Origin of the sequence: Nakamurella sp., assembly GCF_044224575.1 — a bacterium.
In the GTDB taxonomy this organism is placed as follows: domain Bacteria; phylum Actinomycetota; class Actinomycetes; order Mycobacteriales; family Nakamurellaceae; genus Nakamurella.
The window spans coordinates 260154-274552 of the sequence record NZ_JBGAKE010000004.1; the positions used below are offsets into that span (position 1 = coordinate 260154).

A 14399-nucleotide genomic window follows, 5' to 3' on the forward strand; every position below is an offset into this window, starting at 1 on the left:
CGGCAGCGGGTCAGCCCAGGTCGGGGCCGGACTCCCGGAGGCGGTTGACCTCCTGCATCGCCTGGCGCAGGTCGCCGAGCCAGTTCTCGGCGTTCTCGCCGACGAGCCGCACCGCCCAGGCCAGCGCGTCGGACCGGCTGCGGGCGACGCCGGCATCGACGAGGGTGTCGAGCACCTGCCGCTCGGGCTGCCGGAGCCGGGTCATCACCGGGGCGGACAGCGTCGTGAACAGCTCCTCGGTGGCGCCCAGCCGGGCACCCCAGGAGATCTCCCGGCCGTACCGGTGCTGAGCCTGCCGGGCGATCTCGATCCGCTGCTCGCGCGTCTCCTCCCGGAACCGGGAGATCCGACCGGACTCGGCGGCCGCACGAGCCGCGTCATCGGCGAATTCCTCGGTCAGCTCGGGTAGCTGCCCGACGACGATGATCTCGTCGCGGTCGGTCCGCACGTCCGGGGCACCGACGAACCAGTCGTCCGGCAACCGGCCGGCGAACCAGCCCGGCGCCTCCGAGGCGTCCGGCGCCTCGGGATAGCCGCCCCGCCCGCGTCCGCGCGGGCCCATGCCGCGGCCCGGGCCGAATCCCGGACCACCCGGCCCGCGTCCCCGTCCACCGGGGCCGCCTCGGCCGCCACGCCCGCGTCCGTGCGGGCCACGTTGTTCGGGGCCGTCGGACGATTCGCCCTCGGCCCACGCTGCGAAGTTCCCTCTCATGGGATCTCCTCCTTCGTTCTTGACGTTGTTGATTACAACGTTACAAAGCTTACTACGCACCGGGAGCCCGAATGATTCCATCAAGCGATTGTGACCTGTGTCACTGTCCATGTTCACCGACGCCAGCCAGATGGCAGCGCCCCTGCGGCAATGGGGTCAGTCCCCACCAGCGCAGTGATCCAGGGTGGGAGTCCCTGTCGGTAGGTCCTGTGGGCGTGATGTCCGGCGTGGCCGAGTCATGATCAACTAGCTCATGTCCTGAGCCGTGGACGGGGGTGACGATGATCGGCCGCTCCAGCCGGCCCCGCGTCCTCGACGCGTTCATTTTCCGGCCAACGAATACGGCGCACGCGGCACTGCCGTCCCGAGCCCGGGACCGATAGTGCCGCCGGACCAGCCCAGGGTGGCTCAGGAAAGCACCTGCGCCGACGGCCATCGCCGGTCACACTCACCCCATGAACAAGCGAGACAGGCGAGCGCGACCTGTTTTCGCCGACCTCGTCATCGAGGCAAAGATCGCCGCCTCGTTGCCATCGCCTCCGCCGCCGTCGTTGGTCGCCCCCGACGGCAATCGCTTCTTCCGTACGGGGCGCAGCCTGGCACCCGCCGAGGCCGTTGACCTGGTCGCCGCGGGCGCCATCGTGGCCTGGGACTCTTGCGGCTGCCTCGGATACTGCGACATGAACTGGTTCGCAGCCGCTGACCAGGCAGAGTTCGTCCGGACCGGACCACCCGAGCTTCGCCGGCCGACCAAGCGCCGCAATCGCGGCCACGGTGAGCTAACCGAGTGGCAAACCGGCACCGGCGACATCCTGGTGCTGGCATCGCAAGACGTCCGGTGGGGCCGATTCATGTACTGAACGAATCGGACGGCGGACCGGGGCGATCTGAGCCACGTCCGTGGGACAAGGCCCGCCGGCCAGGTCGCCGAGGACCGCCGTCTCAGCCGGGAGGCTTGTCGGCGCCGCCCCGTCGCCCTTCGCCGGGCCCCGGCCCGTCATCCGGCGTCGTCGACCGGTCGACCGGCGACGCCGGCACGCGGGCGGCACCGGCGGTCCGGCTCACTCCGTTCTCGGCCTGCCCGGTGTCGGTCGGCTCGGGCGGGTCGAAGGTGGCCGGCACCTTCTTCAGTTGGCGGGTGAACGAGCGGAGCAGGAAAAACATGGCGACCCCGAGCAGCAGGATCACCAGCAGGCCGATCGGTGCGGCCTTGCCCCACTCGGAGCCCTTGCCCGTGCTGGGGTCGTAATCCCCCGGCTGCGGGGCGGCCAGCAGCATCGAGGCGATCACCGTGCTCATTGCGCCACCCGCTCCCGGACACCAGCAAACAGGTCGACTTCCGGCAGCGTCGTGTCCACCAAGGAGCGCGCCAGCTCGTAGTCCTCGGTCGCCCACACCTGCGCCTCGAGATCCCGGGGCACGGCGAACCAGACCGAGTCGGGGTCGATCTGCGTCTCGTGCGCGCGCAGGGCCGCGTCCCGGACATGGAAGTAATCGTCGACGGTGACCTGGGTGGTGATCCGAGTGCTGTTGTCCGGCCGTTGGTTATCGGCGAACCGCTTGATCCACTCGTCGTACGGGCCTTCACCCGTGCGGGCCCGGACCGCCTCGTTGATCGCGACGATGCGCGATCGGGTGAACCCGATGTTGTAGTACAACTTCAACGGCTGCCAGGGCTCGCCGGCGTCGGGGTAGGCCTCGGGGTCGCCGGCCGCCTCGAACGCGCCGACCGACACGACGTGGCACCGGATGTGGTCCGGATGCGGGTACCCGCCGTTCTCGTCGTAGGTGGTCATGACGTGCGGCCGGTACCGGCGCACCACCCGGACCAGCGCCTCGATCTCCAGGTCGGGGTCGATCACCCCGAACGAATCCGCCGGCAGGTCCCACGACTCCGGCGGGCCCTCGTGGTACCCGGTGTCGTGGAAACCGAGCCACACGTGCGCGACCCCGAGGATCTCCGCCGCCCGCGCCATCTCCCGGACCCGCAACGCGGGGATCTCCGCGCTGTCGATGGACAGCTTCTTGTTCAGCACGTCGCCACGCTCACCGCCGGTGCAGGAGACCACCACGACCCCGACGCCGTCGGCGGCGTACTTGGCCAGCGTGGCCGCGCCCTTGCTGGATTCGTCGTCCGGGTGGGCGTGCACCGCCATCAGCCGCAGCGGAGCGACCAACGCCGCCTCGTCGCGGGCCTGCGCGGCGTCGACCATGGCCGCATCGGCCCCCGTGGCGATCAGTTCCTCCGAGTCGGTGTGCGCGACCGGATGTTCCGCATCCAGCGCCTCGGGCGCGGGGATCGCATCGCTCACCATCTGTTCTTCCTTCCCTTTCCCGTCCGCGGCCGGAGGCACGGTCCAGGAGCACGGCCGTCCGCGGACGACCCCATTGTCCACGGCCGCACCGACATCCCCGCCGGGACCGCCCGGCCGACCGACCGATCCGGCATCGCCGCAGGTGGGAGGGCTCGAATTGATCACCGGATCGTCGCCTACGACGTCGGCGATCCCGGCCCGCCCGGTCGGCGGAATCGGACACCGGCCCGGCCGGTCGTGTTACCATGGGTTCAACAAAGCGGCCCCCGAGGGGGCCGTGAGGTGTTTTTGTGCCAAATCGAGTGCGGGCACGCGCGTCGCGACCGGCTCGCGGCACCCGCGTACGTACCACCGGAATTCGGCGGTACAGACGGCTATCTGTAGTAAAGGAGTTGCCATGACCGGCACCGGCGTGACCTGGTTGACCCAGGAGGCCCACGACCGTCTCAAGCACGAGCTGGACGAGCTCGTGGCGCATCGCCCCGTGCTCGCCGCCGAGATCAACGAGCGGCGCGAAGAAGGCGATCTCAAGGAGAACGGTGGTTATCACGCCGCGCGGGACGAACAGGCCAAGCAGGAGGCCCGCATCCGCCACCTGCAGGAACTGTTGCGCGACGCCGAGGTCGGCGTAGCCCCGGCCGACGACGGCGTCGTCGAGCCCGGCATGGTCGTCACCATCGCCTACGACGGCGACGACGATGACCGCGAGACCTTCCTGCTCGGCTCCCGCGAGGAGGGCGTGCACGGCTCGCTGCCCGTGTACTCACCGCAGTCGCCGCTCGGCCAGGCCATCCTCGGCGCCAGCCGGGGCGAGTCCCGCGAGTACATCCTGCCCAACGGGCGGACGCAGAAGGTCAGCGTGGTCGAGGCCACGCCGTTCAGCGGCTGACCTGCACTTTCACCGCCTTTCCAACACCCGGAACCCGGCGTTGCCGAGCGCCTCGACGATCGTGTCGCAGTGCTCGGCGCCCCGGGTCTCCAGGCGGAGCGCGACCTCGACATCACCCAGGGACAGCGACGAGCCCACCCGGGAGTGTTCGACGTCCAGCACGTTGCCGCCGAGGTCGCCGACCAACCCGAGCAGTGCGGCCAGCGAACCCGGACGGTCGACGATGTCCACCCGCAGGGACAGGAACCGCCCCGCCGCCACCAAGCCGTGCTGGGTGACGTGCAACAACACCAGCGGGTCGATGTTTCCGCCGGACAACACGGCGACGACCGGTGGGGTGAACATCTCCGGGCGGGCCATGATCGCGGCGACGGCCGCGCAGCCGGCGGCCTCGACCACCAGCTTCGCCCGTTCCAGGCACAGCAGCATGGCCCGGGACAGTTCGTCCTCGGTGACCATGACGATCTCGTCGACCAGGTCGACCACGTGCGCGAACGTGAGCGCGGACGGTTCCCCGACGGCAATGCCGTCCGCGAGCGTGGACATCTCCCGCAGCCGCAGCGGTTGCCCGGCGGCGAGTGATCCCGGCCAGGCGGCCGCCTGCTCGGCCTGCACGCCGACCACCCGCACATCCGGCTTGAGTTCCTTGAGGACCGCGGCGACTCCCGAGATCAGCCCGCCGCCGCCGGCGGCCACCACGACGGTCGCGACGTCCGGCACCTGCTCGGCGATCTCCAGCCCCACCGTGGCCTGCCCGAGCAAAACGTCCAGATGGTCGAACGGGTGCACCATCACGGCTCCGGTGCGGGCCGCGAACTCCAACGCGGCGTCCAGAGCCTCATCCAGGGTCTGACCGGCCAGTTCGACGTGCGCGCCGTAGGCGCGGGTCGCGGTCAGTTTCGCGATCGACGCGCCGACCGGCATGAAGACCGTGGCCGAGGCGCCCACCAGGGACGCGGCCAATGCGACGCCTTGGGCATGGTTGCCGGCCGAGGCGGCGACCACCCCGGCCGCCTTCTCCGCCGCGGACAGCCGGGAGATCCGCAGGTAGGCGCCGCGAATCTTGAACGAGCCGGTCCGCTGCAGATTCTCACATTTGAGGAACACCGGGCCGCCGACGGCTTCCTGCAGCGGCCGGGACGTCTCCACCGGCGTGTACCGCACGATCGGCTGCAGCGCCCGCGCGGCCGCCCGGACCTGCGCCACATCGACCCGCTCCATGCCGTGCATCCTGCCCCAGCGGTCGCGGACCCGCCGCCCCGGCCGCGCCCGGCGCCGCGCTGATCAAGTTCCGGCGCGGTGGTCGGGTCCCCGCGCGGATCAACTACCACCGCGCGGATCAACTGGCGCCGTTTGAGACGGGTGGGACCGAAGTTGGCGACTTCATCCGCGCCCGCGCAGTTGATCCGCGCGGGTCGAGAGCGCGCGGTCGGGCCGAACGCGGTCAGTCCAGGGCGTCGCGCAGGTCGGCGAGCAGATCGTCCGCGTCCTCGATGCCGACGGAGAGCCGGATGAGGTCGTCCGGCACCTGCAGAGCCGAACCGGCGACGCTGGCATGCGTCATCAGCCCGGGGTGCTCGATCAGCGATTCCACCCCGCCCAGGGACTCGCCCAGGGTGAACAGCTGGGTGCGCCGGCAGACCTTGAGTGCCTCTTCCTGGCCGTCACGCACGCTGAACGACACCATGCCGCCGAAACGACGCATCTGCCGCGCCGCCACCTGATGCCCGGGGTGCCCGGGCAGGCCCGGGTAGTACACCCGACTCACCCGCGGATGCCCGGCCAGTAGTTCGACGACGCGTTCGGCGTTGTCGCAGTGCCGGTCCATCCGCACCGCCAGCGTCTTGAGCCCGCGCAAGGTCAACCAGGAGTCGAACGGACCGGCCACGGCACCCATCGACTTGTTGTGGAAGGCAAGGGCTTCCGCCAGATCGGCGCGGTCGGTCACCAGCGCGCCGCCGACCACGTCGGAATGCCCGCCGACGTATTTGGTGGTCGAATGCAGCACCACGTCAGCGCCGAGGGATATCGGCTGCTGCAGGTACGGCGAGGCGAAGGTGTTGTCCACCACCAGCTGTGCCCCCGTGCCGTGGGCGATCTCGGCGAGCCCGGCGATGTCGGCGATGTTCAGCAACGGATTCGTCGGGGTCTCGCACCAGATCACCCGGGTGGCCGGGCGCATCGCGGCCCGGACCGCGTCGAGGTCGCCCAGCGGCACCGTCGAATAGGTCAGACCCCAAGGCACGCAGATCTTGTCGATCAACCGGAAGGTACCGCCGTACGCGTCGTCGGGCAAGATCAGGTGGTCACCCGGACGCAGCACCGCTCGGATGTAGGTGTCCGCCGCGGCCATTCCGGAGGCGAACGCGAACCCCGAACGGCCGCCTTCCAGCGCGGCCATCGCCTGCTCGAGCGCGGTCCGGGTGGGATTCCCGGCGCGCGAGTAGTCGTAGCCGGCCCGGGTTTCGCCCACCACGTCCTGCGCGAACGTCGACGTCTGATAGATCGGCACCACGACCGCACCGGTCAGCGGGTCGGGTTCCTGGCCGGCGTGAATGGCGCGGGTGGCAAAGCCCGGGAGATGCGCGGCGCGAGGTCCGGCGGCGTCAGTCATACCGTCACCCTAGGAGGCTCGGTATACCCCTGGCCTGGCCGGTTCGGCCGGCCGGGGCGCGGTCAGGTACCCGGCCACAGGATCGCCCCGGACGCAGTGGTGCCCAGGACCTCCGGGGACCTGCGCGTCCGTCGGCGGCGACCCAGCCACCGCCCGGTGGCCGGCAGTAGGGCCAGAACGACCACCACGATGCCACCCCAGTACAGCGGCCAGTTGTGGATCGGCACCGCGGCGCCGACATCCCCGTATCCGAAGCCGAACTGGGCCAACGCCGTGGTGCCGACGGCGATCAGCCCGCCGAGCACGGCCGCCTTCCGGCCCCGCCGGAACAGCACGAACAGGGCACCCAGACCAAGGAACACCGCCGCGACACCCCAGCCGGCTGCCACGACCGCCGACTCGACCTGGCCGGTCGACGCGTCCGGCGGATCGTTCACCGTGAAGACGTCGTACAGCGATCGAATCGTCGTGTACGCCCAGGAGCCCAGCAGCCAGGAGGTCAGCCCGGCCACGGTGGTGGTCAGGACGGCCGCCAGCGTCGCCACCAGATCGTCCTGCTGGGGCGTCTCGTACGGAGCGGGAAGGTACGTCACGACGCCTCCTGAGGACCGCACTGACCAATCCGGTCCATCGTCACCGGATTGCCGGCGCCCGGACATGCCGGACGGACGACTTCCGCGCTCGGCCGAACCGGTCACCGCTACCGATGGTAGGCCGCGCCAAGCGATCACGGGTGCCGTCGGGCCGGGGCGATGTCCGCAGGTCGGCCCGGGTTGGTCAGGCCGAGGCGACGAACGCGAGCAGGTCGGCCCGGGTCAGCACGCCCACCGGTTTGCCGTCGTCGATCACCATGACGGCGTCCCGTTCCTGCAACGCGGTCCGCAGGGTGGGCACGTCCTCCCCGGAGCCGACCAGCGGGAACGGCGGGGCCATGTGCTTGGCGACGGCGTCGGCGAGCGAGGCAGTACCGGCGAACAGCGCGTCGAGCAGTTCGCGTTCGGAGACCGAGCCGACGACCTCACCGGACATCACGGGCGGCTCGGCATTGACCACTGGCATCTGGGACACCCCGTACTCATGCATGATCTCGACGGCGTCCCGCACCGTCTCGTTGGGATGCGTGTGCACCAAGGCAGGGAGTTCACCGCTCTTGCCGCGCAGCACCTGCCCGACCGTCGCCGCGCCCTCCCGAGCCAGGAACCCGTAGGAGGCCATCCACGGGTCGGAGAAGATCTTGGACAGGTAACCGCGGCCGCCGTCCGGTAGCAGGACCACCACGACGTCGTCGGTGGTCAGCCGCTGCGCCAGCCGCAGCGCCGCGGCGACCGCCATCCCGCAGGAGCCGCCGACCAGCAGGCCCTCCTCCCGGGCGAGGCGACGGGTGAGGGCGAACGACTCGGCGTCGGAGACCGCGATGATCTCGTCGGCGACCGTCCGGTCGTAGGCGCTCGGCCAGAAGTCCTCACCGACGCCTTCGACGAGGTAGGGCCGGCCGGTTCCGCCGGAGTAGACCGAGCCTTCGGGGTCGGCCCCGATCACCTGCACCCGCCCGGCCGAGACGTCCTTGAGGTAGCGACCGGTGCCGGAGATGGTGCCGCCGGTCCCGACCCCGGTGACGAAATGGGTGATCCGCCCGTCGGTGTCCCGCCAGATCTCGGGGCCCGTCGACTCGTAATGGCTGGCCGGGTTCTGCGGGTTGGAGTACTGATCCGGCTTCCAGGCGCCCGCGGTTTCCCGGACCAGCCGGTCGGACACCGAGTAGTACGACGTCGGGTCCTCCGGGGCCACCGAGGTCGGGCAGACCACCACCTCCGCCCCGTAGGCACGCAGCACGTTCCGCTTGTCCTCGCTGACCTTGTCCGGGCAGACGAAGATGCAGCGGTAGCCCCGTTGTTGGGCCACCAGGGCCAGGCCGACGCCCGTGTTCCCGCTGGTCGGCTCGACGATCGTGCCGCCGGGCGGAAGTGCGCCCGACTGCTCGGCCGCATCGATCATGCGGACCGCGATCCGGTCCTTGACCGACCCACCGGGGTTGACGTACTCGACCTTGGCCAGCACCAACGGGGCGACGCCGGCGGCCAGCGGGCCGAGCTTGACGAGTGGGGTGTTGCCGATGAGGTCCACGACGGACTGGGCGTAGCGCACGCCCGTCAGGCTAGTTGGCCGAGCCTGCGAGGCCACCATCGAGCACAGCAGGAGGGCACCTGGGGGCGATTCGGCGACACAGGAGCCGGATCGCCACCCGGTGCCGTCCTGATCGGCCGAGCCTGCGAGGCCACCATCGAGCACAGCAGGAGGGCACCTGGGGGCGATTCGGCGACACAGGAGCCGTTCGGCCGGGGAGGACGGTGATCGCGCCGTCCGGTATCAGCACGGAACGGACATGGCTCTCATGAGCGGGGGGTTCCTGGGGGATCGCTCACCACCGATCGAGCACGCAGAGTCACCGTATCTTTCACCCATAAGGGTGAAGAATGTGCATCCGCGCTCGTCGCAGCGACTGCTCCCCCACACATTCTCGTCATTTCGTGGAGCAGCGCGACGAGGCCATCGCGGCGCAAAATAGAAGTTGAAATGTGAACGACGGGAAACATCGAGACGCTGACCGGTGTTCATACCGGAAGAAGTCTCAGATCGACAAGGAGCGCGCCGGGCCAACCGCACGGGAGAGGGGGATTGATGAGCATCTTCCCGACAAGGGCGTCGGGATCGGCCGAGAACTTCGCACCGTCACGATCCATTGCGCCCAGAGGTGTCCCCGGCCGAGGCGTGGCCGCCGTGGCCGGGCTGAGCGTGCTCGCCGGCCTCAGCAGCGCCCTGGTCGGCCTGATCGGGCAGGCCTGGACCACCACCCGTTCCATCGAGAAGGCGGCATTGGCCGCGGCCCTGGCCGACGGCACCCTGGTCCCGCCACCCGTTCCCGGTGCGACCGTCGCCCAGCAGCAGGTCGCCGACCATCTGGTGCACGTCCGGCTGCCCCAGGGCGCGGACGTCTACCGACCCGACGGAAGCGCAGCCGGTGACGACGATCCGTTCGAGCCACCGCTGACCCTGGTCATGTTGGGCGACTCGACATCCGTGGGGTACGGCGTCCGGACCGCCGACGAGTTGCCGGGCGTGATCATCGCTCGCGGACTGGCCGCCCATCTGGACCGTCCGGTGCGGTTGCGGTCGCACGGCCTGACCGGCGCGCGGACGGCGGACCTGCCCCGTCAGTTGGAGCTCTGCTTCGCCGATCGCCCGGACATCGTGGTCATCCTGATCGGCGGCAATGATCTGCGGGACCGGGTCCCGCCGTGGCGGTCGGCCGCGCAGCTCGGACAGGCCGCGGCCACCCTGACCGGCCGGGGCATCCCGGTGGTCGTCGGCACCTGCCCGGACTTCGGCGTCATCACCGCGATCCCGCAGCCGCTGCGCAGTGTGCTGAGCACCTGGTCGCTGCGGCTGGCGGCGATGCAGGAACGCGCCGTCGACGCCGCGGGTGGACGGCCGGTCGCCCTGGCCCGCCTGGTGAGTCCACAGTTCGTCGGGCAGCCCGATCTGTTCGCCGCCGACCGTTTCCATCCATCGGGCGCCGGCTACGGCCGGGCCATGCAGGTCCTCGTGCCGGCCGCGATCGCCGAGCTGGCGGACCTGGATCCACCCGACGCCGGGTTCGTCCGCCCGCTGTCGGCCTGACGCTCACGTGCAACGGCCCCGACCGGGCCAATCCCGGTCGGGGCCGTTTCGTCCGTCAGGACCGCGCGGAGTCCCTACTGTCTGGCGTAACCCAGCAGTCGCAGGATCTCCAGGTACAGCCAGACCAGGGTCACCATCAGACCGAACGCGAAGTACCAGGCGGTGTTGGCCGGCGCACCCTGCTTGATCGCCGCGTCGATCGCGTCGAAGTCGATGAGGAAGCTGAACGCGGCCAGGGCGATGCAGACGATCGAGAAGATGATCGCCACCGGCCCGCCGCTGCGCAGCCCCACGTCGAATCCGAACAGGCCCATGACCAGGTTGAACAGCATCAGTACGGCGACGCCGATGACGCCGCCGATGATCATCTTGGTGAAGCGCGGGGTCACCTTGATGGCGCCGGTCTTGTAGATCACCAGCATGCCGCCGAACACACCGAGCGTGCCGACGATCGCCTGCGCGGCGATCCCCGGATACCACTGGTTGAACACGCCGGTGATGGCGCCGAGGAAGACGCCTTCAGCGACGGCATAGGCAAGGATCAGCGGCGGGCTGATCATCCGCTTGAAGATGATGACCAGGGCCAGCACGAAGCCGATGAGTGCGCCGGGCAGAGCCAGGTAGTAGGCCTGGAACCAGGCGGTGGCGAAGCCGGCGACGACGGCCAGGACCAGAATGACCGCGCTCGCGGGCAGGCGCCTGGTACGCAGGCTGGTTGTACATCTGGTCGAGGTACTGGGCACTGGGTGCCGCCTGCTGCTGCGAGCCGATCACCTTCTCCATGTTTCTGAAGGCGGGATTGCTGGAGCCTTGCACGCTGCCCTCCGATGAGGCGATGGGAACAATCTGTGAGCGAACTTCCTGGGAACCTAACCGACGAACATCACCGTGCGGTGACGACTCGGGCTTCCCACGAGTCCAACGCAGGCAACGGCCCGTTGGTTCCCGAGCGACGGGTTCTGCCCCGACGGCAGGTCGAGGAGCGTCCGGGCCGCGTGGCGCGGACCTGATGATGACGAACGATCGTGAGCTCTGGCCGATGACCGGCCGGCGTGCTGCCCCGATCTCACGGGCGAGGGGTGTCACGATCCTGGCCGAGCGATGCTGACCAATGGTGCCCCCGGTGGGACTCGAACCCACACTGCAACCATTTTAAGTGGTCTGCCTCTGCCGATTGGGCTACGGGGGCGCCCGGAAGGAGCCTAGAGCCCGGGCCCGGTGGTCCATGGACTCAGCCGACGGACAGGGCGATGCCGTCCAGGATGTCGTGCTCGGAGACCGTCACCGATGCCAGCGGGTGCCGGACCCGGTGGGCGACCAGCGCCACCATCGTGGACAGGATCAACGCTCCACCACCGATGACGTCGACCCGGCCCGGATGCATGTACCCGAGGGCGGCCCGGTGCGCCCGGGTGGCCCCGAGCAGCGTGTCGGCGACGGCGTGCACCCGGTCGACAGCGATCTCGGACAGGTGGATCCGGGCCGGGTCATAGGTCGGCAACCGCAACGCGGCCGCGGCCACGGTGGTCGCGGTGCCGGACACCGGCACCAGTCGGCGCACCCGCTCGATCGGGAGGCGATCGAGTCCGTCGCCCAGGATCTGCCGGGCCCACCGGCGAGCTTCGTCCCGCTCGGCGGCCGTCGGCGGATCGCCGCGCAGGATCCGTTCGGTGATCCGCACGCAGCCGATGTCCAGGCTGGTGCCGCCGGCCAACCGGTTGGTGGCCCCGTCACGCTCGCCGACGACCAACTCGGTGGAGCCGCCGCCGATGTCGACGACCAGGAACGGACCGGTCGACGGTTCGAGGTCGCCGACGGCCCCGGCGAAGGAGAGCTCGGCCTCCTCCTGCCCGGAGATCACCTCCGGGTCCTGGCCGAGGGTGGACCGGACCATCTCGACGAAGTCTCCCCGGTTCTGCGCGTCCCGGGTGGCCGACGTGGCGACCATCCGCGTCCGCACCGCACCCGATGTCCTGATGACCGCCGCGTAATCGGCCAGCGCGCGCCACGTCCGGTCCAGCGCATCCTCGGACAGCCGACCGGTGGCATCCACCCCCTGGCCCAGCCGAACGACCCGCATCTCCCGGTGCACATCGGTCAGTCGGAGCCGGCCGTCCACTTCCGGGGCGACGTCGGCGACCAGCAGCCGGATCGAGTTGGTGCCGCAGTCGATCGCGGCGACCCGCATGCCCCGTTCACCGGTCATGCCGCTCCCACCGGTCGTCGTCACGGACCGGACGGTACCCGCCGCTGATCCGACCCCGAAGCCCCGCACCCACGCCCCTCCCCGCGGAACGCCGGACGCCCCGAGCCCGACCACCCTTCTGCGAGTACCCCTCGCCGCGGGCTCCCGCACTCCACACCCGGCCAGGCAGCGCCCGGCGCGTCGCCCGCGGAACAACGGACGCCCCGAGCCCGGCCAACTTTCCGCAAATGACCCCACATCCCGGGACCGAGCACCTTGGTCGCCGCGGAACCGGGTCCGTGCCGATGGGGGGCGCTGGACCGAAGGGGCGGCCCGGCGGGCGGGTAGAACTGGTCGGGTGCCGCCCACTCACGTCGTCACCAACACCGTGGATCCGTTGGTCGGGTTCGACGCCGCCGCACCTGACCCCGCGCTGGCCGCCGGGTTGGCCGCGGCCGGGGCCGGGCCGACCGCTGAGCTGCAAGCGCTGGCCGTCGATGCCGGCTCTGCCGAGTGGAACGAGCACGCTCGGCTGGCCGACACGTACCCGCCGGTGCTGCACACCCACGACCGGGCCGGCCACCGGATCGACGAGGTCGAGTACCACCCGTCGTGGCACGCGTTGCTGACCCGGGCGGTCGGTGCCGGCCTGCAGGCCGCGCCGTGGGCGCCGGACGCGGGTGTGCACCCGCACCTGAATCGGGCCGCCGGCTTCTACCTGTGGACGCAGACGGACTCGGGCCAGATGTGCCCGCTGTCGATGACCTACGCCGCGGTGCCGGCGCTACGTCACGACCCGGCGCTGGCCGGGATGTTCGAGCCCGGCCTACGGTCCCGGACCTACGACTTCGGCCGGCGGCCGCGAAACAGGGCCTGCTGGCGGGCATGTCGATGACCGAGAAGCAGGGCGGGTCGGACGTGCGGGCCATCAGCACCGCGGCGGTCCCGGCCGGGCCGGACGGTGAGTACCGGCTGACCGGGCACAAGTGGTTCACCTCCGCCCCGATGAACGACCTGTTCCTGACCCTGGCGCAGGCACCGGGCGGCGTCACCTGCTTCGTCGTGCCGCGGGTGCTGCCCGACGGCGCCCGCAACGGAATCACCCTGGTTCGGCTCAAGGACAAGCTCGGCAACCGTTCCAATGCCTCCGCCGAGCTCGAGTACGACGGTGCCTTCGGCTGGCGGCTGGGCGACGAGGGACGCGGTGTGGCCACCATTCTCGAGATGGTGACGATGACCCGGATGGACTGCGTGCTCGGCTCGGCCGGCCAGATCCGGGCCGGCCTGTCTCAGGCCGCGTTCTACGCCGCGCGCCGCCACGCGTTCGGTCGGCCGCTGGCCGACCACGCGCCGATGGCCGCGGTGCTGGCCGACCTGGCGGTGGAATCGTGGTCCGCGACGCTGACCGCGCTCCGGCTGGCCGACCTGGTCGACGGCTCCACCGCCGGCTCGCGGGAGGCCGCGGCGCTGCTGCGGATCGCGCTGCCCGCGGCGAAGTTCTGGACCTGCAAGCGGGCCGTTCCGGTCACGGCCGAAGCGCTCGAGTGTTTCGGCGGCAACGGATACCTGGAGACGTTCCCGATGGCCCGGCTACTGCGCGAATCACCGCTGAACGGCATCTGGGAAGGTTCCGGCACCGTCACCGCGCTGGACGCCGTCCGCGCCGTGCAGCGCAACCCGGAGAGCGCCGCGGCGCTGCTCTCCGACCTGGCCGCCGCCGGGGGCGGTCACCCGGACTACGACGCGAGCGTCACCGCATTGACCGCTGCGCTGCGGCAGGAGCCGGATCCCGCGGCGGCGCGCCGGTTGTGCTCGCTCGCCGCGCGCACCTTCGCCGCCGGTCTGCTGATCCGGCAGGCCCCGCCGGACGTCGCGGACCTGTACTGCGTCACCCGGCTCGGCTGGACCGGCGACCGGGTCTTCGGGGAACTACCCGCCGGCTACCCGACCAGGAGAATCGTGGAGGCCATCACGCCGTCGACCGGCTGAGCCGAGTTCGGCAACGA

Annotated in this window: 11 protein-coding genes, 1 tRNA gene and 2 pseudogenes; 4 read left to right on the forward strand and 10 right to left on the reverse strand. The window is 70.6% G+C overall.

Annotated elements, in window-relative coordinates; genetic code table 11:
- Nucleotides 1-10: 10 nt before the first annotated feature.
- Entirely contained in the window at nucleotides 11-562 is a 552-nt protein-coding gene (locus tag ACILSK_RS06895) for a hypothetical protein (protein WP_395726399.1), read from the reverse strand.
- Nucleotides 563-1167: 605 nt separating this feature from the next.
- Here ACILSK_RS06895 and ACILSK_RS06900 point away from each other — a divergent pair.
- The gene (locus ACILSK_RS06900; protein WP_395726400.1) at nucleotides 1168-1572 is read left to right on the forward strand and encodes a hypothetical protein; all 405 of its coding nucleotides are present in this window, start codon (nucleotides 1168-1170) and stop codon (nucleotides 1570-1572) included.
- An 82-nt stretch (nucleotides 1573-1654) separates the two neighbouring features.
- On the opposite strand, the gene ACILSK_RS06905 is transcribed toward ACILSK_RS06900, so the two are convergent.
- Both ACILSK_RS06905 and mca read right to left on the reverse strand, forming a co-directional pair.
- On the reverse strand, nucleotides 1655-2011 hold the full coding sequence (locus ACILSK_RS06905) for a hypothetical protein (protein ID WP_395726401.1): 357 nt from the start codon (nucleotides 2009-2011) through the stop codon (nucleotides 1655-1657).
- Nucleotides 2008-3027, reverse strand: coding sequence for a mycothiol conjugate amidase Mca (mca, locus tag ACILSK_RS06910; protein WP_395726402.1), 1020 nt, complete (start codon nucleotides 3025-3027; stop codon nucleotides 2008-2010). The genes ACILSK_RS06905 and mca overlap by 4 nt, the downstream gene beginning before the upstream one ends.
- 397 nt (nucleotides 3028-3424) lie before the next feature.
- Here mca and greA point away from each other — a divergent pair, with 397 nt between their 5' ends.
- Nucleotides 3425-3916 carry a transcription elongation factor GreA gene (gene greA, locus ACILSK_RS06915; protein WP_395726403.1) on the forward strand — a complete coding sequence of 164 codons (492 nt, stop codon included), beginning with the start codon at nucleotides 3425-3427 and terminating at the stop codon, nucleotides 3914-3916.
- Between the two features lie 9 nt (nucleotides 3917-3925).
- Here the strand turns inward: greA and ilvA are convergent, their stop codons facing one another.
- From ilvA to ACILSK_RS06935, 4 genes are all read right to left on the reverse strand, one after another.
- The gene (ilvA, locus tag ACILSK_RS06920; protein WP_395726404.1) at nucleotides 3926-5137 is read right to left on the reverse strand and encodes a threonine ammonia-lyase; all 1212 of its coding nucleotides are present in this window, start codon (nucleotides 5135-5137) and stop codon (nucleotides 3926-3928) included.
- A gap of 223 nt (nucleotides 5138-5360) precedes the next feature.
- Nucleotides 5361-6530: a cystathionine gamma-synthase gene (locus ACILSK_RS06925; RefSeq protein WP_395726405.1), complete on the reverse strand. Its 1170-nt coding sequence runs from the start codon at nucleotides 6528-6530 to the stop codon at nucleotides 5361-5363.
- Nucleotides 6531-6592: 62 nt separating this feature from the next.
- Complete coding sequence (locus ACILSK_RS06930) at nucleotides 6593-7123, reverse strand: hypothetical protein (protein WP_395726406.1); 531 nt, start codon at nucleotides 7121-7123, stop codon at nucleotides 6593-6595.
- Nucleotides 7124-7307: 184 nt separating this feature from the next.
- On the reverse strand, nucleotides 7308-8675 hold the full coding sequence (locus ACILSK_RS06935) for a cystathionine beta-synthase (protein ID WP_395726407.1): 1368 nt from the start codon (nucleotides 8673-8675) through the stop codon (nucleotides 7308-7310).
- Nucleotides 8676-9299: 624 nt separating this feature from the next.
- On the opposite strand from ACILSK_RS06935, the gene ACILSK_RS06940 reads away from it, so the two are divergent.
- On the forward strand, nucleotides 9300-10208 hold the full coding sequence (locus ACILSK_RS06940; protein ID WP_395726408.1) for an SGNH/GDSL hydrolase family protein: 909 nt from the start codon (nucleotides 9300-9302) through the stop codon (nucleotides 10206-10208).
- 74 nt (nucleotides 10209-10282) lie between these two features.
- Here the strand turns inward: ACILSK_RS06940 and ACILSK_RS06945 are convergent.
- The 3 genes and pseudogenes from ACILSK_RS06945 to ACILSK_RS06955 form a co-directional block, all read right to left on the reverse strand.
- A pseudogene (locus ACILSK_RS06945) lies at nucleotides 10283-11024 on the reverse strand (Bax inhibitor-1/YccA family protein).
- Nucleotides 11025-11320: 296 nt separating this feature from the next.
- A tRNA-Leu gene (locus tag ACILSK_RS06950) sits at nucleotides 11321-11397 on the reverse strand.
- A gap of 42 nt (nucleotides 11398-11439) precedes the next feature.
- On the reverse strand, nucleotides 11440-12414 hold the full coding sequence (locus tag ACILSK_RS06955; protein WP_395726454.1) for an exopolyphosphatase: 975 nt from the start codon (nucleotides 12412-12414) through the stop codon (nucleotides 11440-11442).
- 337 nt (nucleotides 12415-12751) lie between these two features.
- Between ACILSK_RS06955 and ACILSK_RS06960 the strand changes: the two are divergent.
- Nucleotides 12752-14382, forward strand: a pseudogene (locus tag ACILSK_RS06960) (acyl-CoA dehydrogenase family protein).
- The last annotated feature ends 17 nt before the right edge of the window (nucleotides 14383-14399 follow it).

Coding starts and splice junctions, on each gene's coding strand:
- ACILSK_RS06895 (WP_395726399.1), bottom strand. CDS start 562: ATGGGCCCGCGCGGACGCGGGCGGGGCGGCTATCCCGAGGCGCCGGAC.
- ACILSK_RS06900 (WP_395726400.1), top strand. CDS start 1,168: ATGAACAAGCGAGACAGGCGAGCGCGACCTGTTTTCGCCGACCTCGTC.
- ACILSK_RS06905 (WP_395726401.1), bottom strand. CDS start 2,011: ATGAGCACGGTGATCGCCTCGATGCTGCTGGCCGCCCCGCAGCCGGGG.
- mca (WP_395726402.1), bottom strand. CDS start 3,027: ATGGTGAGCGATGCGATCCCCGCGCCCGAGGCGCTGGATGCGGAACAT.
- greA (WP_395726403.1), top strand. CDS start 3,425: ATGACCGGCACCGGCGTGACCTGGTTGACCCAGGAGGCCCACGACCGT.
- ilvA (WP_395726404.1), bottom strand. CDS start 5,137: ATGGAGCGGGTCGATGTGGCGCAGGTCCGGGCGGCCGCGCGGGCGCTG.
- ACILSK_RS06925 (WP_395726405.1), bottom strand. CDS start 6,530: ATGACTGACGCCGCCGGACCTCGCGCCGCGCATCTCCCGGGCTTTGCC.
- ACILSK_RS06955 (WP_395726454.1), bottom strand. CDS start 12,414: ATGACCGGTGAACGGGGCATGCGGGTCGCCGCGATCGACTGCGGCACC.